Genomic DNA, 18,355 nt, shown 5'->3' on the forward strand with positions numbered 1-18,355 from the left:
GGTGATAAACATTGAATATAAAAGAAAAGTTATTTTTAAATAAAAGTCTATCAAAAAAGTCTAAAAAATTATATATTAAAACATTAGTTAATATAGTTACAATACTTATAACATATATATTGCTTATAACGGCAATAGCACCTAAACAGTATGATTTAAAGGAAGGTGAAATAGCTAGAGTTGATATAAAGGCACCAAGAGATACTGTAAATGAAATAGCTACAAATGAAAGAATAAAAGAAGCAACTGAAAAAATAGATAAGCCTTATACTTCAAAGGGTGAAATTAGGACGGAAGCCTTAAAAAATATAGATAATGTTTTAAACAAAGTTATAAATTTAAAAGCAACAGTGGAAAATGAAAATGATAAATTAAAAGAATTATTGAAGTTAGATAACAAATATTTAAATGAAAATGATTATAAAGTATTAATTTCACTTTCTGATTCTAAACTTAATGATATAAAGTTTGAATTAAATACAATAATAAATGAAGTTTATCAAACGAATATAGAGGATGGAAATGCTGAAAGTTTAAATAATGCAATAGATCTTGCAAACAAACAAATTGAAGCAACAGATACTAAGCCTTCTGTTAAAAAGGTTCTTAAAAAGTTAGTTATACCTGAAATAAAACCAAATTTCTTTTATGATAAAGAAAAAACAGAAGAGTTAATAAAAGAGGTTCAAAAGAATGTACCTAAAGTAATAATTAAGAAAAATCAAACAATAGTAAGTGAGGGAGAACCTGTAACAGCAGAGCAGATAGAAATATTAAAAGATTTAGGTATTTTAGATCAAAATGGAGGGGGAAGCTTTTTACTTCTTTATTCAATGCTTGCTATATTTACTGTTGTAACATTCTTTATTCAATATTTTTATATATATAAATATCATAAAAATATATATAAAAATACTAAGCTTGTTGTACTTATAAATATAATAAATATATTTAGTTTTATATTAGCTAGAGTTATTGGAGAAATTTCTCCCTTTGTTATTCCTCTAGCATGCGCACCAATACTTATTACTTTACTTATTGATTATAAGTTATCTCTTATAGTTTGTAGTATTAATGTAATAATTATAAGTGCATTAGTTAATTTTAATCCACAAATAATGATTCTTGGAATATTAAATGCTATTTTAGGAGCTATAAGCTTTAGAAAGATGCAACAAAGAAATGATATTTTTTATTCATCAATATGGCTCATGATAATAAGTGCTATAATTACATTTACAACAGGGGTATTATTATCAAACAACTTTAAAGAAATATTTATTTTTAGTGGATTATCAGCAGTAGGAGTTATTTTTTCGGCAATACTTTCTATAGGTGTATTACCGTTTTTGGAATCAAGTTTTGATGTTGTAACAACACTTAAGCTTTTAGAACTTTCAAATCCTAATAATCCGTTACTTAAAAAGCTTTTGATGGAAGCTCCTGGAACTTATCATCATAGTATGTTAGTTGCTAATTTAGCAGAAATGGCTGCAGAAGAAGTTAATGCTAATCCTGTAATAGCTAGAGTAGGTGCTTATTTCCATGATGTTGGTAAGACAAAAAGACCATATTTTTTTGGTGAAAATCAATTTGGAAAAGAGAATCCTCATGACAAAATTACAGCTAATTTGAGTACATTAATAATAACTTCTCATGTTAAAGATGGTGTTGAACTTGCAAAGGAATATAACATACCTGATGTTATAAAAGATATAATAGAACAACATCATGGAACAACGTTAGTAAAATACTTTTATTATAAAATGAAAAATAGTTCTGAAAATCCAGATGAAGTAAATGAAGAAGATTTTAGATATCCAGGTCCAATACCAAGTAGTAAAGAAGCTGGAATAATAATGTTAGCAGATAGTACAGAGGCAGCGGTTAGATCAATATCTGAACCAACTAAAGGTAAAATAGAGGAAATGGTAAATAATATAATAAAAGATAAACTTTATTCAGGACAATTAGATAATTGTGATTTGACACTTAAAGATTTAGAAACGATTAGAAAGTGTTTCTTAAAGGCTTTATATGGCATATACCATCAGCGTATAGAATATCCAAGTGAAAAAAAAGAGAAAAATAATTAATTGTTATGGGGAGTATTAAACTCCCCATAATTTAGTTTATAATATAAATATAAAATAAATATAAAGGGAGAAAAAATATGATATATGTAGATAATAGACAAGATAAAATAAATGTAACAGAAGAATTTATTAATAAGTTAGAAAGAGTAATAAATTTTGCCCTAAAAGAAGAAGAAGTTAATGTAGATTGTGAAATATCTATGTTATTTGTTGATAATAATGAAATAAAAGAAATAAATAATGATACAAGAGGAATAGATAGAGCAACAGACGTTTTATCATTTCCAATGTTAGATTATGAAGATAAAAAGGTATTTAAAGAAATATATTTAAATAAGGAATTTGATGAAACATTTTTAGATGGAGAAGAATTAGTTTTAGGTGATATAGTTTTATCTTTAGAGAGAGCTTTAGAGCAAAGTGAAGAATACAATCATTCCTTTGAAAGAGAAGCATGCTATTTAGTAGTTCATTCAGTTTTACATCTTTTAGGTTATGATCACATGGAAGAAGATGAGAAAAAAATAATGAGAAAAAGGGAAGAAGAAATACTTGGGAAATTAAATATTAGTAGATAATAAATAAGGGTGATTTTATGAGATTAAAAAAGATGGTTGATAGTTTTAATAATGCTATAGATGGGGTTATTTATACTGTTAGAACTCAAAGGAATATGAAAATTCATATGGTAGTTTCTGTATTAGTTCTTATAGGATGTTTATTTTTTGATGTTTCAAAAATAGAATTTTTAATTTTAGCAATAACTATATCTATGGTAATAAGTGCAGAGCTTTTTAATACAGCTATAGAATCAGTTGTTGATATGAATACAAATTATTATCATCCTTTAGCTAAGATAGCAAAAAATGTTGCGGCAGGAGCTGTAATAATTACAGCCATAAATGCTGTTGTAGTTGGTTATGTTATCTTTTGGGATAAATTATCTAACTTTTCATTTATATTGCTTCATAAAATAAAGAGTTCAGAGCCTTATACAATATTTATAGTATTAGTTGTAGTTTGTATCTTAACGATAATAGTAAAAGCTATATTTGGAGAAGGAACACCTCTTAAAGGTGGTATGCCAAGTGGACATAGTGCTTTAGCTTTTTCTATAGCTACTGCTATCTCTTTAATAACAGAAGAACCTATATGTATAGTTTTGAGTTTTATTATGGCACTTATTACAGCGCAAAGCAGGGTTGATTCTGAAGTACATTCTTCATTAGAAGTTTTAGTTGGAGCTATTTTTGGTATATTAGTTACACTACTTATATTTACGATATTTAATGGGTAAACATATATATATAACTTTTTAAATTTCATTATTAGTGATATAATATATAGCACATATAGTTAAATAGATTATACAATTTAAAGCGAGGGATTTTATATGGTTAATGAAAATTTAATAAAAGAAGCTATAAATGTAAGAGAAAAAGCATATTGTCCATATTCAAACTTTAAAGTTGGAGCAGCAGCTCTTTTTGAAGATGGAAATATATATACAGGATGCAATATAGAAAATGCATCATATGGAGCTACAAATTGTGCAGAACGTAGTGCTATCTTTAATGGAGTTTCTAAAGGAAATAGAGTTCTTAAAGCTCTTGCACTTATAGGAGATACAAATAGCTATACTTATCCTTGTGGAATTTGCAGACAGGTTATAACTGAATTTGCAGAAGACGAAAATATAAAAATTTATATAATAAAAAATGAAAATGACTATATAGAAAAAACTTTAGAAGAGTTAATGCCAGGTTCCTTTACAAAGAAGGATCTAGAGTAACAGGAGGAAAAATGTTTAAATCAGGATTTGTTTCAATTGTAGGAAGACCAAATGTTGGAAAATCTACATTAATGAATTATATAATGGGTGAGAAGCTTTCAATAGTTTCTAATAAACCACAAACAACAAGAAATAATATACAGACAATATTAACAACAGATGATTATCAAATGATTTTCGTTGATACACCAGGTATTCATAAGCCTAAACATAAGCTTGGAGAATACATGGTTAATTCAGCAAAGGAATCAACTAAAGATGTTGATTTAATTCTTTTCTTAACTAATCCAGGTGAGGAGATTGGAAGAGGAGATAAATTTATACTAGAATCATTAAGAGATAAAAAAGCTCCAGTTTTTTTAGTTATAAATAAAGTTGATGAATTTAGTAAAGAAACTGTAGCTAAAACATTAGTAGAGTTTTCAAAAGAGTTTGATTTTAAAGAAATAATTCCTATATCAGCAATGAAAGGAAAAAATGTTGATAAATTATTAGAACTTATGGTAGCAGAATTACCAGAAGGTCCTAAATATTATCCGGAAGATATGATAACTGATGTTCAAGAAAGATTTGTAGTATCAGAAATAGTAAGAGAAAAGGCTCTTAGAACATTAAGAGATGAAGTTCCACATGGTATAGCAGTAGATGTAATACAAATGAAACAAAAAGAAAATGGAACTTATCATATTGAAGTTGACTTAATATGCGAAAAAGATTCTCATAAAGGAATAATAATAGGGAAAAATGGGCAATGTTTAAAAAGAATAGGTGAATCTTCAAGATATGAATTAGAAAGATTTTTAAGAAGCAAAGTTAATATAAAAATATGGGTTAAAGTAAGAAAAGAATGGAGAGACAACCAAATATTGCTTAAGGAACTTGGATATAAAAAGCTTAAGTAAATATTTGGAGGTTGATTTTAATTGTCTTTAATAAATACAAGAGGTGTTATTATTAAAGCTCTTGATTATAAAGAAAATGATAAGTTAATCTGGATTTACACTGAAGGGTTAGGTAAAATTACAGCTGTAGCTAGGGGAGCGAAAAAAAGTAAGAGTGGTTTATTTGCAATTACACTTCCACTTTGCTATGGAGATTATACAATATTTAAAGGTAAAAATTTATCTAATATTCAAGAAGGTAAAATAATTAATTCATTTCAAGGCCTTATGAGTAACTTAGATAAGCTTACATATTCATCATATTTATGTGAGCTTATTGATATAGCATTAGTAGAGGGAGAGAGGAACTTATATCTTTACAAAGAGTTTATAACTACACTATATCTTTTAGATACTGATGCTATAGATTATGAGTTGCTTATAAGGTCCTTTGAATTAAAACTTTTAAAAGCTACTGGATATGGATTGGTATTAGACTATTGTGTAAGTTGTAGAAAAAAAATAAATGTATCAAATTATATAAGTCTTTCTAATTTTGGAGGAGTTTGTGATGAATGCGAAAAAACTCATGGACTTTATGTTTCAAAGGGATGCTATAATTCATTAAAATTTTTATCTAATACTACTGCAGATAAAATTTTTAGACTTAATTTATCAAAAGATATAAAAAAAGAAATTGAGAGAGTTACAAGCTTTATAATATCATCAAATTATTCAAAAAAACCTAAAAGTTTAGAGATGCTAAATTACTTAAAGGAGTGATAATTTATGAAAGAAATTACTTTAGAAAAAGTAGACCAAATAAGAGAAAGAACAGGAGTTACTTATGAAGCTGCAAAAAAAGCATTAGAACTTAATGATGGGGATGTTTTAGAAGCTTTAATATATATAGAAAATAGTGTTGTAGTACCATTTGCTGAAGAAAATTCAAGTAAAAATGATAATGAAAAAAAATCATTAACTATTGATGAGCTTAAAACATGGTTAAAGGATATTATAGAAAAAGGAAATGTAAGTAGAATAAGGGTAAAAAAAGATAATAAGTTAATTGTAGATGTCCCAGTAAATGCTGGAATAGCAGCAACAGTTATAGCTGTTATTATTCCGCCTATACTAGCTTTTGGAGTGATTGCAGCTGTTGCAACTAAGTTAACTATTGAAATAATAAAATCTGATGGAAGTATTGAAGTTGTAAATAAGTATGTTGAAAGTGCAGCCAAAGAAGTTAAGGGTAAGGCATTAAATTTTACTGAAATGGTTAAAGATAAAATAAATAGTACAAAAAACAAAAAGAACAAAACTAATGTTTATAGTGGAGAAGATACTGTATATACATATAGAGTAAATTTTGATGATAAAGAATAATTAAAATACAAAATAATCAAAACTATAAAATTTTTAAGATAAAATCAATTAACAAGGAATATTTTATAAATTAATTACAAAAAAATGGGAAAAGTTATGACAAAAATGGAATTGAGTGGTATAATTATATTATAATTTCAAAAAATAACAATTTATTCAATATTCCTTGTATTAGAAAGAGGGATCGATTTTGAAATTGTCAGAAAGACAAGAGGAGATAATTAAGCTAGTAAAAGAAGGACAGCCTATAACTAGCGAAGCTTTAGCAGAGAAACTAGGGGTAACGAGAGCTGCCTTAAGAGCTGATCTTGCAATATTGACGATGATAGGTACATTAGATGCAAGACCTAAGGTTGGATATGTATACTCAAATAAACCAAAGAGTAGTTTAGTAAATGAATATATAAATGAAATAAAGGTTAAAGATATTATGTCCAAACCTTCTATAGTGAATGAAAGTACAACAGTTTACGATGCAATCGTATACTTGTTTTTGAATGATGTAGGAACTTTATTTGTTGAAAATGCAGGAGTTTTAACTGGTGCAGTTTCAAGAAAAGATTTTCTTAAAATTGCAATAGGAGGCACGGATATTCATAGAGTACCTGTAGGTGTGATAATGACTAGAATGCCTAACATAGTATGTGGCACAGTTGATGATCCAGCTTATGATATAGCAAAAAAAATAATAGAACATGAAATTGATAGTATTCCAATTGTTGAAAAAATTATGGTAGAAGATAAAGAACAATACAAAATAGTGGGTAAAGTGTCAAAAACTAACGTTACAAGGTTATTTGTTAAACTAGGGAATAATAAATAATTAAACTTAGCTAACTACGGTAATATTGCCGATAGTATAGATAACATTAGTATTGAACGGAGGAGTATTGAGATGGAAAAAAAGTACGTTTATCTTTTTAAGGAAGGAAATGCGTCAATGAAAAATTTGCTAGGTGGAAAGGGTGCCAATCTAGCGGAAATGTCAAGTCTTGGAGTACCAGTTCCACAAGGATTTACAGTTACAACAGAGGCTTGTAATAAATATTATGAAGATGGGAAAATAATTGCGTCTTCAATAATAGAAGAAATAGAAAAATCTATGAAGGAATTAGAAAAAGTTACTGGAAAGGAGTTTGGAAGTACTGAAAATCCACTTCTTGTTTCAGTAAGATCAGGGGCTAGGGTTTCAATGCCTGGTATGATGGATACCATATTAAATCTTGGGTTAAATGATGCTTCTGTTGAGGCTATGGCAAAGGCTACAAATAATCCTAGATTTGCTTATGATTCATATAGAAGATTTATTCAAATGTTCTCAGATGTTGTTATGGGAATTGAAAAGAGATTATTTGAAAATAAAATTGATGAAATGAAAGAGCGTAATGGAGTTGAATTTGATACAGAGTTAACTGCAGAGGATTTAAAAGAGCTTGTTTCAATGTATAAACAAATATATGTAAAAGAAAAAGGGGAAGAATTCCCTCAAGATCCAAAAACACAATTAATTGAAGCGGTAACTGCTGTATTTAGATCATGGAATAATCCAAGAGCTATAGTATATAGAAGATTAAATGATATACCAGGTGAATGGGGAACAGCAGTAAATGTTCAAGAAATGGTATTTGGTAATAAAGGAGAAACTTCAGGAACAGGAGTTGTATTCTCAAGAAATCCAGCAAATGGAGAAAATGAAATTTATGGAGAATATTTAATGAATGCCCAAGGAGAAGATGTTGTTGCAGGAATAAGAACACCTCTTCCTATAAAGAAACTAGAAGAACAAAATCCTAAAATATATAAAGAATTTGTTGACATAGTTAACATATTAGAAAAGCATTATAAAGATATGCAAGATATGGAAATAACAATTGAAGAAGGAAAATTATATTTCCTTCAAACTAGAAATGGTAAAAGAACAGCTCAATCAGCACTTAAGATTGCAGTTGACTTAGTAGATGAAGGTATGATTTCAAAAGAAGAGGCAATACTTAAAGTTGAGCCAAAACAATTAGATACACTTCTTCATCCAACGTTTTATGATGATGATTTAAAGAAAGCAAATCCTATAGCAAAAGGATTACCTGCATCACCAGGTGCTGCATGTGGTAAAATAGCATTTACTGCAGAAGAAGCAAAAGAGAGAGCAGCAAATGGAGAACAAGTAGTTTTAGTTAGACTTGAAACATCACCAGAAGATATAGAAGGTATGATAGCAGCAGAAGGAATACTTACTGTTAGAGGAGGTATGACTTCACATGCAGCTGTTGTAGCTAGAGGAATGGGAACTTGTTGTGTTGCAGGATGCGGAGATTTAAAAGTAAATGAAGAAAATAAGACTTTAGAAGTTAATGGAAAAGTTTATACTGATAAAGATTATATTTCAATAGATGGAACTACTGGAAATGTATATGGAGAAAAAATAAAAACAGTTACTCCAGAAATAACAGGACACTTTAAAACTTTCATGGAGTGGGTTGATGAAATAAGAGCATTAAAGGTTAGAACTAATGCTGATACTCCAAGAGATGCTAAACAAGCTGTAGAATTTGGAGCAGAAGGAATAGGTCTTTGTAGAACAGAGCATATGTTCTTTGCTGAAGATAGAATTTTAGCTGTTAGAGAAATGATAATAGCTAAAACAGTAGAAGAAAGAAGAAAAGCACTTAATAAAATACTTCCAATGCAAAGAGCAGACTTTATAGGAATATATGAAGCTCTTAAAGGTATGCCAGCTACAATAAGACTTTTGGATCCACCACTACATGAATTCTTACCTCATACTGATGAAGATATGAAAGCATTAGCTAAAGAATTAAATATTGATGTATCAGAAATAAAAAATGCTGTAGAGAGTAAACATGAATTTAATCCAATGATGGGACATAGAGGTTGTCGTCTTGCAGTAACTTATCCTGAAATTGCAGAAATGCAAACAAGAGCAATTATTGAAGCTGCAATAGCTGTTAATATTGAAAGAGGATATAATGTAATACCAGAAATTATGATTCCATTAGTTGGAGAACTTAAAGAATTAAAATATGTTAAAGATGTAGTTGTTAAAACAGCAGAATTAGTTATGGATGAAAAAGGAACTAAGATAGAATACAAAGTTGGAACTATGATAGAAATTCCAAGAGCTTGTATTACTGCTGATGAAATAGCAAAAGAAGCAGAATTCTTCTCATTTGGTACAAATGATTTAACTCAAATGACTTTCGGATTTTCAAGAGATGATGCAGCTAAATTCTTAGGTTCATATTATGAAAAAGGAATTTATGAGCAAGATCCATTTGCAAAACTTGATCAAAATGGAGTTGGACAATTAGTTAAAATGGCAGTAGATAAAGGTAAATCAACAAGAGAAAATATAAAACTTGGTATATGTGGAGAACATGGTGGAGATCCTTCATCTGTTGAATTCTTCCATAATATAGGTTTAGATTATGTATCTTGTTCACCATTTAGGGTTCCACTTGCAAGACTTGCAGCAGCTCAAGCACAAGTAAAGAATAAAAGATAATTAATAAAGTCCTAGAGAATTTATTCTCTAGGACTTTTTTAAAGTTTAAATCCATATTCAGATTCTATTCTAGGTATTATTTCATTAATGAATTTAAGATGAAAATAAGTTTTATCATTAGATTTTTGTAGAAGAGCAAAAAATGCATCTTTATTGCATTTATTTAAGTTTTTATAATAATCTCTTGATATTTTCCAAAATTTTTGCGGAAAGGCAACATATGCTAAAATATATCTTAAATCAGAAGGGGTAAGATTAGTTATATTATTGTATTCTCTTAATAGTGATAAGGTAAGTTCTATATCAAAACAGGTTGTATCTCGTCTTAAAAGCCTTCTAAGAAAATATCCAAAATCTCTAGCAGAATAATCAAATCTACATTTATCTAAATCTATTACCCATATATTAGAATTGTAATCAAATATAATATTTTTATTTACATAATCACCGTGGCATAAAGATTTAGATAATTCATTATTATTTATATTTGATGTTAAATATAATGAAGCTTTAGCAAGTTCTAAGTTATCATCAAAGGTTTTTATATATTCATTAGAAAATTTATCTGATGATTTAGAAGCTAAGTTATAAAATGATAATAACTGTTCAAAATGCTTTGTTGTAGATATGTAATAATCAGAAAGGCCTATGCGATTTTCACTTCCAGGTATAGGTTTAAATTTTCTTGAGTAAGAATGAATTCCAGCAAGTTGTCTTATTGAGATTACTAAATGATCTAAATTGTCAAAATCACATTTAACACCATCTATCCAAGGGGTGAGAATGAAAAACATATTTTTAAATTTAACATATTTCTCTTTAGATAAAGTATTTAAAAGAGTTGGTGTTTTTATTCCATTTTTCCATAACCACTCTAAAGCAGAATAAACAAAAAGTAAATTTTTTTCATCAAAATAAACTTTTTTTAAGCAGTAGGAAATACCAGACTTATTTATTTTATAAACTGCTCTTTGTTTATCTGTATCTTTAAATTTTATTATTTCAATATTAGCATCATCTAATCCATAATGAATCAAAATATTTTTTTTTATATTTTCTTCTGAAAATATATCTTTACATTTATTTTTATACTTTTTGCTCATTAAATAATCTCCTTAAATACATTGCTTATTATTAAATTTATTTTACTTTTCAACAGTTAATTTTTATTTTTTGTACTTGTTATTACTATATTTATTATAAAGTTTATCTAAATAGAATAATAATAAATTTAAAATTTTTGCAAATACTAAGGTGAAGTAATAAATAAAGGATTTTAAAGATATATATAGAATTATTTAATTAGAGGTGAATTATGTGTATATAAGAGAAAAAATTGAGAATTTTGAAAGGTTGACATTAAGAAAAGAGGCGCAGTATTCTTCAGAAAGTCTAGGAAGAAAAATCAATGAAAAAAATGACAGCATAAGAACTTGTTTTATGGTAGATAGAGATAGAATAATACATTCTAAAGCGTTTAGAAGACTTAAAGATAAAACACAAGTATATATAAGAACTAATGGGGATCATTACAGAAGAAGGTTAACACACACTTTAGAAGTTTCACAAATTGCAAGAACTATAGGAATAGGGATAGGTCTTAATGAGTATTTAATAGAAGCTATAGCATTAGGGCATGATTTAGGTCATGTTGCATTTGCGCATAATGGAGAAGAAGTTTTAAATGATTTTTTAAAGGGCGGATTTAGACACAATGAGCAAAGTGTTAGAGTTGTTGAAAAGTTAGAAAGGGATGGAAGAGGTTTAAATTTAACTAAAGAAGTTTTAGATGGAATTATAAATCATAGTGGTCTTTCAAAAAATAAAAAAAATAATGCATTTACTTTAGAAGGGATAGTTGTTAAATATTCTGATAAAATTGCATATTTAAATCATGATATAGATGATTCTATAAGAGCAAATATGTTAAGGGAAGAGGAACTTCCAAAAGAAGTTATTAAAGTTTTAGGTAATAATCATTCTACTAGAATTGAAAGTTTAGTAACAGATTTTATAAATGAATCTAATAAAAACTTAGAAAATGGAATTTTAAAAGTAGGTCTTAGCAAAGAAAAAGATGAAGCTATGATAGAACTTAGAAAATTTATGTTTAAAAATATTTATTTAGGTGAAATTTTAAAGATAGAGAGGGATAAAGCTAAATTTATATTAGAACATATAATAAATTATTATATGAAAAATCCAAATAAAATGCCTAAGCTTTATTCAGAAATTGTTGAAAGGGAAGGATTAGAAAGAGGAGTTTGTGATTATATAGCTGGTATGAGTGATGATTATTGTTTAAATAAATTTAATGAAATTTATGTTCCAAAACTAGTTATATACTAAAAAAAGGAATAAAAAATACAAATTAAGGAAAAATAAATTTGTATACAAAAGAAGGAATTTGAATATTTAAGAAGAATATGTATAAAAAGAGCAACAAAATATAATATTCTACAAAAAATGTTTATAATAAAAGAAGGGATAAGCAAAAAAATGTCGAATATAAAATAAGTTGCATAAAAAAGCTGAGGAGGGAGAGAGCTCCTTGCGTATTACAGAAGAAACTATTGAAAGAATTAAACAAGAGAATGATATTGTTGATGTTATTTCAGATGTAGTAAAACTTAAAAGATCAGGTAGAAATTACATGGGACTTTGTCCGTTCCATAATGAAAAATCACCTTCCTTTAGTGTTTCTCAAGATAAACAAATCTACAAATGTTTTGGATGTGGAGAAGCTGGCAATGTACTTACATTTGTTATGAAACAAAAAAATCTAAATTTTATTGAAGCGTGTAAGTTACTTGCAGAGAGAGCTAATATTCCTTTAAGTCTTGGAAATGGTGAAGAAAGTAAGGTTGTTAAAAAGAAAAATCTTTTATATAAGGTTAATGTAGCAGCAGCTAGATATTTTTTTTCTAACCTTCAAAGAGATTCAAAAGCTAAAGAATATTTCAGTAATAGGGGAATTAAAGATTTAACTATAAAGAGGTTTGGGCTTGGTTATTCAAAAGATGGATGGCAAAATCTAAGATATTATCTAAATAAGCAAGGATTTAGTGATGAATTAATTCTTGAGGCAGGTCTTATTATAAGAAGTCAAAAAGGAACATTATATGATAGGTTCAGAAATAGAGTAATGTTTCCAGTATTTAATATAAAAGGAGATGTTATAGGTTTTGGTGGGAGAGTTTTAGATGACTCTAAACCCAAATATTTAAATTCTCCAGAGACCTTAGTATTTCAAAAAGGAACTAATTTATATGGATTAAACTTTGCTATAAAAAATAAGTTAGAAGATAGGTATTTTATAATAGTTGAAGGGTATATGGATTTAATATCTCTTCATCAATATGGAATAACTAATGTAGTTGCATCTTTAGGAACTGCATTAACTGTAAATCAAGCACGTCTTCTTAAAAGATATGCAGATAAAGTGATTATCTCTTATGATGCAGATGTTGCAGGTCAAACAGCTACAATTAGAGGACTTGATATACTAAGGGAAGCAGGATTTGATGTTAGGGTATTACAAATACCTCAGGGAAAAGATCCAGATGAGTTTGTAAGAAGCAATGGAAAGGATGCTTTCTTAAAACTTGTTAATAATGCTGAAGATTTAATATCTTATAAGCTAAAAAGAGCAAAAGAGGGAATAAACTTTAAAGAAAAAACTTCTCTTATAGAATATGGTGATAGAGTTACTGAAATACTAGCAAAGTTAAATCCTGTAGAAAAAGATATTTACGTAAAAAGTATATCAGAAGATACAGGAATAAAGGAGCAATCCTTATATGATTTAATTGCTATAAATAGAAATACGAAAACTGATGATTTAGTGAATAAAAAGGAAGAATTTGGAACAAAATTATATGTAGAACCTGGTTATTTAAAAGCTGAAAAAGCATTAATAAAATTAATGTTAGATGAAGATTTTTATGGAGAAATAGTTAATAATATTTCCTCTGAGGATCTAATTTCTAATTCTTACTCTAAAATTTTTAATCTTATTAAAGATGGAAAAGAAAGAGGATTAAAAGATATTACTTTACATGTTGAAGCTGGGTGTGATGATATAGAATCTTCTAAGGAATGGGTAAAAATAAAAGAATTCCAAGTTTTAAAAGCTACGGATAAACAAAGACTAATATTAGATTACATAAAAGAGGTTAAGAGTTTTAAATTAAAGAGAGAAATTGATAAGCTTAAAAAGAAGCAAAAAGAATTAGCTGAAAAAGGATTAATAGAAGATTCAATAAAAATTGCACTAGAATTAAATAAATTAAATAGTGAATTAAAAAAGGGCGAGAGAGATTAAATGGTCATGACGGAAGGAGGTAACAAATTATGGCAGGAAAAACAAAAGTTAAAGGTAAAGAAGAAAAAAAAGATAGAAATCAAAAAATGGTTGTAGTTAAAAATTTAATAGATAAAGGGAAAAAGAATGGTTCCTTAACTTATAAAGAAATTATGGATGAAATAGATAATATAGAATTAAGTCCAGAACAAATAGAAAAAATATATGAAGTATTAGAATCAATGGGAATAGAAGTAACTGGGGAACCACATGCAGAAGTTGAAGAGGCTGAAGAAGAATTAGATTTAAGTGTACCAGAAGGTATAGCTATAGATGACCCTGTTAGAATGTATTTAAAAGAAATTGGAAAAGTACCTTTATTATCTTCAGAAGAAGAAATTAAACTTGCAAATCAAATTGAAGAAGGAAGTCAATATGCTAAGAAAAAGCTTGCAGAAGCAAACCTTAGACTTGTTGTAAGTATTGCTAAAAGATATGTAGGAAGAGGTATGCTTTTCCTAGATCTTATACAAGAAGGTAATTTAGGTCTTATAAAAGCTGTAGAAAAATTCGATTATAGAAAAGGATTTAAATTTTCAACTTATGCTACTTGGTGGATAAGACAGGCGATTACAAGAGCTATTGCAGATCAGGCAAGAACTATAAGAATACCAGTTCATATGGTTGAAACTATAAATAAACTTATAAGAGTTCAAAGACAATTACTTCAAGAATTAGGTAGAGATCCATTCCCAGAAGAAATTTCAAAAGTTATGGATTTACCTGTTGAAAAGGTCAGAGAAATTCAAAAAATAGCTCAAGAGCCAGTTTCACTTGAAACACCAATAGGAGAAGAAGAAGATAGCCATTTAGGAGATTTTATACCAGATGATGATGCTTTAGCTCCAGCTGAAGCAGCTGCGTTTACAATGCTAAAAGAACAACTTATAAATGTATTAGATACTTTAACTCCAAGAGAAGAAAAAGTATTAAGACTTAGATTTGGTTTAGATGATGGAAGAGCAAGAACTCTAGAAGAAGTTGGTAAAGAGTTCAACGTAACTAGAGAAAGAATTAGACAAATAGAAGCAAAAGCTTTAAGAAAATTAAGACATCCATCAAGAAGTAAAAAACTTAAGGACTATTTAGATTAGTCTTAAAATAGCACCAAAATGTGGTGCTATTTTAATTTTAAATTTATGATATAATATATACTTAAAACAAAAGAAAATAAATCATCATTAGGAAATAGGAGAATACATATGGAATTAAGTAAAAGATTAAATTTAATAGCTAATTATATTGATAAGTGCGAAACTTTAGTAGATGTTGGAACTGACCACGGATATATTCCTATATATGCAGTATCAAAAAATATATGCCAAAAGTCTATTGCCACAGATATAAATAAAGATCCTTTAGATAAAGCAAAGCTAAATTCAATATTTGAAGGAGTAGATGAAAATGTTGAGGTTAGACTAGGAGGCGGTCTTGATCCTATAAAAAAAGGAGAAGCACAAGGATTAGTTATAGCTGGAATGGGAGGGAATTTAATAAGAGATATACTTGAAGCTGATAAAGAAAAAGCTAAAGGTTTTGAATTTATAATACTTCAACCAGCTCAAAATCCAGAAATATTAAGAGAATACCTTTATACAAATGGTTATGAGGTAATTGAAGAAGATTTATGTATAGATGAAGAAAAATATTATGAGTTATTTAAAGTTAGGGTTAAAGATGGGGAAGTTACAGAATTAGATAAAATATATTATGAAATTAGCCCTAAGTTATTAAGAGATAAGCATCCAGTAATGAAAGAATACATAAATTCTAAAATTGAAAAGTATAATAAAATTTTAAATTTCATAGATGATGATACAGAAAGTGCTATAGAAAGAAAAAAAGAATTAAAAGAAAAGGTAGATATATTAAATAATTTAGCTCAATATATAAATAATTAATATTTGGAGATGAGATTTATGAGTATAAAAGTTAAAGATATAAAAAAATTTATGAATGAAATAGCTCCAGAAGTACTTAAAGAAGATTTTGATAATGTAGGTCTTATGGTTGGGGATGAAGAAAAAGAAGTTTCTAAGATTTTATTAGCTCTTGATTGTACAAATAATGTAATAAAAGAGGCTATTGAAAATAAATGTGATATGATAATAACACATCATCCATTAATATTTAGAAAACCAAATAGAATAGTTAAAAATGATTTGCTTGGAAATAAAATAATTGAACTTATAAAAAATGATATATCTCTTTATTCAAGTCATACTAATTTAGATTCAGTTCAAAATGGAATAAATGATAAGATAGTAAAAATATTAGGGTTTGATTCTGATATGATAATAGAAAAATCAAAAAATAGTGAGTTTTCTGAAGCTGGACTTGGTAGAATCGTAAGTTTAAAAGATAATTTAAAAGTAGAAGATTTAGTTGCTTTAATAAAAGAAAAACTTGGTATTCAAAGTTTAAGAGTTGTTACAGGAAATGAATATGTAAAAAAATTAGCTATAATAAATGGTAGTGGACAAGATTTTATAAGTGAATCAGTAAATTTAGGAGCAGATTGTATAATAACAGGAGATACTACATATCATTTTGCATCTGATTATAAAGAACTTGGAATAACTATAATAGATGCAGGACATTTTGGGACTGAATGGTTAGCTTTTTTAGAGGCAATAAAACCATTAAAAGATAAATTTATGGAAATAAAGTTTATAGAATCTGAAGTTAATAAAGATCCATATACATTTGTTTAGTTAACAAATGAGTTATATCATCATATATTAAATAATAATAATGTTTAATGGATGGTGCTATGGGTAAGAAGTCAAAGTATAAGATGAATAGTGAAAGTAATGGCTTTAATAAATTTATGAGCGGATTTAGAAATTTAGGATCAAGGGGGAAATCTCCTTTTAATGAATTTAAAAAATCAATCTTTTTTTGTTGGTTTACTCCAGCAAAATGTTGTGTTTGTGGTGCAATGGTTTGTGCATTATTATTATTTGGAGTTGGATTAACTGGAGTAGTTATAATGGCATTATTGCTTATAATATTACTTTTACTTTGTGAGTTGTAAAAAATTTCATTTGTAAAATGAAAAAATATATGATAGTATATACAATGTGAGTAAGACGTGCAATCGCTGCTAGCCTTAGAGCTAGGAGAGGAAAGTCGGAGCTCCATAGGGCAGGGTGCTGGCTAACGGCCAGTCGAGGCGACTCGAAGGATAGTGCAACAGAAATATACCGCCTATTTTTAGGTAAGGATGGAAAGGCGAGGTAAGAGCTCACCAGCATAATGGAGACATTATGGCTATGTAAACCCCACTTGGAGCAAGACCGAGAAAGAAACATTTTGGGGCTGCCCGTCCCGTTTCGTGGTGTGTCGCTTGAGCTTACTAGCAATAGTAAGCCTAGATAGATGATTGCTTAATACAGAACTCCGCTTATGGCTTATCTCATATATGAAAAACACTAGGGTATTACCTAGTGTTTTTCTTTTTATGTTTAAAATTAAAAAAAATTTAAAAGGAAATTTTCTTTAAATATTTAATATAATGATATTATTTTTATATTGATATTATGGAAGGAGAAGAGTATATGTTTAATTCAAAAAAAGAAATAAATTTTTATAAATTAATTTGGATATTTATGATAGGTTCGGTTTTAGGATATGCTGTGGAAATGATTTGGTGTTTCATAAGAAATGGGTATTTTGAAAGTAGACAAGGGTTATTATATGGTCCATTTAGTCCTGTATATGGTATAGGTTGTGTTCTTTGTACAATACTTTTATATAAAATTGCAAAATGGGATGGATTTATAATATTTTTAATAAGTGCAGTTTTAGGTGGTTTTTTTGAGTATACTTGTTCATGGGTATAGCAAAAGATGGTAGGAACAATATCATGGGATTATACAAGTAAAGCACTTAGCATTAATGGAAGAACAAGTATTGAATATTGTGTATTTTGGGGAATATTAGGATTATTTTTTATAAAAGAAATATATCCTTTATTTAATAAAATTATTAATCACTTTTCAAATAAAACAATAAAAATTTGGACTTATATTTTTATAATAATTATGGTACCTAATATAATATTATCTGCACTTGCTGTAAGAAGAGAAGTTGCAAGAATAAATCACGTTAAAGCTAATAATGCAATAGATAGATTTTTAGATGAGCATTATCCAAATTCATATTTAAAGAAAGTATATCCAAATATGATTTTTCCAAAACAGAAAAATAAGTAATTTTAAAAAGCATTAATATTTTATATATTAATGTTTTTTTGTTTATTTGTTGAAAAAATATAAACTATGCATATCTTATATATAGATAAATATTTTA

General features: G+C 27.7%; 16 protein-coding genes, 1 other RNA gene and 1 pseudogene. 17 read left to right on the forward strand and 1 reads right to left on the reverse strand.

The features are described from left to right. The first annotated feature begins 11 nt into the window (after positions 1-11). The 9 genes from Q4E08_RS03560 (at position 12) to ppdK (ending at position 9,678) form a co-directional block, all read left to right on the forward strand. A complete protein-coding gene (locus Q4E08_RS03560) occupies positions 12-2,096 on the forward strand; it encodes an HD family phosphohydrolase (RefSeq protein ID WP_303128548.1) in 2,085 nt (694 codons plus the stop codon). Between the two features lie 77 nt (positions 2,097-2,173). After that, complete coding sequence (ybeY, locus tag Q4E08_RS03565; RefSeq protein ID WP_303128551.1) at positions 2,174-2,674, forward strand: rRNA maturation RNase YbeY; 501 nt, start codon at positions 2,174-2,176, stop codon at positions 2,672-2,674. Between the two features lie 17 nt (positions 2,675-2,691). Then, positions 2,692-3,393, forward strand: coding sequence for a diacylglycerol kinase (locus Q4E08_RS03570; protein WP_303128554.1), 702 nt, complete (start codon positions 2,692-2,694; stop codon positions 3,391-3,393). A 96-nt stretch (positions 3,394-3,489) separates the two neighbouring features. Then, positions 3,490-3,888: a cytidine deaminase gene (locus tag Q4E08_RS03575; protein ID WP_303128556.1), complete on the forward strand. Its 399-nt coding sequence runs from the start codon at positions 3,490-3,492 to the stop codon at positions 3,886-3,888. Between the two features lie 11 nt (positions 3,889-3,899). Then, positions 3,900-4,790, forward strand: a complete 891-nt coding sequence (gene era / locus Q4E08_RS03580; RefSeq protein WP_303128558.1) for a GTPase Era — start codon at positions 3,900-3,902, stop codon at positions 4,788-4,790. Positions 4,791-4,811: 21 nt separating this feature from the next. Further along, positions 4,812-5,552 carry a DNA repair protein RecO gene (gene recO / locus Q4E08_RS03585; RefSeq protein ID WP_303128560.1) on the forward strand — a complete coding sequence of 247 codons (741 nt, stop codon included), beginning with the start codon at positions 4,812-4,814 and terminating at the stop codon, positions 5,550-5,552. Positions 5,553-5,558: 6 nt separating this feature from the next. Continuing rightward, positions 5,559-6,155 carry a DUF4342 domain-containing protein gene (locus tag Q4E08_RS03590; protein ID WP_303128563.1) on the forward strand — a complete coding sequence of 199 codons (597 nt, stop codon included), beginning with the start codon at positions 5,559-5,561 and terminating at the stop codon, positions 6,153-6,155. Between the two features lie 190 nt (positions 6,156-6,345). Next, positions 6,346-6,978 carry a helix-turn-helix transcriptional regulator gene (locus Q4E08_RS03595; RefSeq protein ID WP_303128565.1) on the forward strand — a complete coding sequence of 211 codons (633 nt, stop codon included), beginning with the start codon at positions 6,346-6,348 and terminating at the stop codon, positions 6,976-6,978. Positions 6,979-7,050: 72 nt separating this feature from the next. Beyond that, the gene (gene ppdK / locus Q4E08_RS03600; RefSeq protein WP_303128568.1) at positions 7,051-9,678 is read left to right on the forward strand and encodes a pyruvate, phosphate dikinase; all 2,628 of its coding nucleotides are present in this window, start codon (positions 7,051-7,053) and stop codon (positions 9,676-9,678) included. 38 nt (positions 9,679-9,716) lie between these two features. Here the strand turns inward: ppdK and Q4E08_RS03605 are convergent, their stop codons facing one another. Continuing rightward, positions 9,717-10,781: a CotS family spore coat protein gene (locus Q4E08_RS03605; protein ID WP_303128571.1), complete on the reverse strand. Its 1,065-nt coding sequence runs from the start codon at positions 10,779-10,781 to the stop codon at positions 9,717-9,719. Positions 10,782-10,995: 214 nt separating this feature from the next. Between Q4E08_RS03605 and Q4E08_RS03610 the strand changes: the two genes are divergently transcribed. The 8 genes and pseudogenes from Q4E08_RS03610 (at position 10,996) to Q4E08_RS03645 (ending at position 18,258) form a co-directional block, all read left to right on the forward strand. Continuing rightward, positions 10,996-12,027: a deoxyguanosinetriphosphate triphosphohydrolase gene (locus tag Q4E08_RS03610; protein ID WP_303128573.1), complete on the forward strand. Its 1,032-nt coding sequence runs from the start codon at positions 10,996-10,998 to the stop codon at positions 12,025-12,027. A 202-nt stretch (positions 12,028-12,229) separates the two neighbouring features. Next, complete coding sequence (gene dnaG, locus Q4E08_RS03615; RefSeq protein WP_303128575.1) at positions 12,230-14,002, forward strand: DNA primase; 1,773 nt, start codon at positions 12,230-12,232, stop codon at positions 14,000-14,002. Positions 14,003-14,031: 29 nt separating this feature from the next. Further along, positions 14,032-15,135 carry an RNA polymerase sigma factor RpoD gene (gene rpoD / locus Q4E08_RS03620; protein ID WP_303128578.1) on the forward strand — a complete coding sequence of 368 codons (1,104 nt, stop codon included), beginning with the start codon at positions 14,032-14,034 and terminating at the stop codon, positions 15,133-15,135. Between the two features lie 108 nt (positions 15,136-15,243). Beyond that, the gene (locus Q4E08_RS03625) at positions 15,244-15,942 is read left to right on the forward strand and encodes a class I SAM-dependent methyltransferase (RefSeq protein WP_303128580.1); all 699 of its coding nucleotides are present in this window, start codon (positions 15,244-15,246) and stop codon (positions 15,940-15,942) included. Positions 15,943-15,960: 18 nt separating this feature from the next. Beyond that, positions 15,961-16,755: a Nif3-like dinuclear metal center hexameric protein gene (locus Q4E08_RS03630; protein ID WP_303128582.1), complete on the forward strand. Its 795-nt coding sequence runs from the start codon at positions 15,961-15,963 to the stop codon at positions 16,753-16,755. Positions 16,756-16,802: 47 nt separating this feature from the next. After that, positions 16,803-17,078, forward strand: coding sequence for a hypothetical protein (locus Q4E08_RS03635; RefSeq protein ID WP_303128584.1), 276 nt, complete (start codon positions 16,803-16,805; stop codon positions 17,076-17,078). A gap of 47 nt (positions 17,079-17,125) precedes the next feature. After that, positions 17,126-17,466: RNase P RNA component class A (gene rnpB / locus Q4E08_RS03640), an RNA gene on the forward strand. A gap of 186 nt (positions 17,467-17,652) precedes the next feature. Next, positions 17,653-18,258, forward strand: a pseudogene (locus Q4E08_RS03645) (putative ABC transporter permease). Positions 18,259-18,355: the final 97 nt, after the last annotated feature.

This window comes from Clostridium sp., assembly GCF_030532265.1.
In the GTDB taxonomy this organism is placed as follows: domain Bacteria; phylum Bacillota; class Clostridia; order Clostridiales; family Clostridiaceae; genus Clostridium.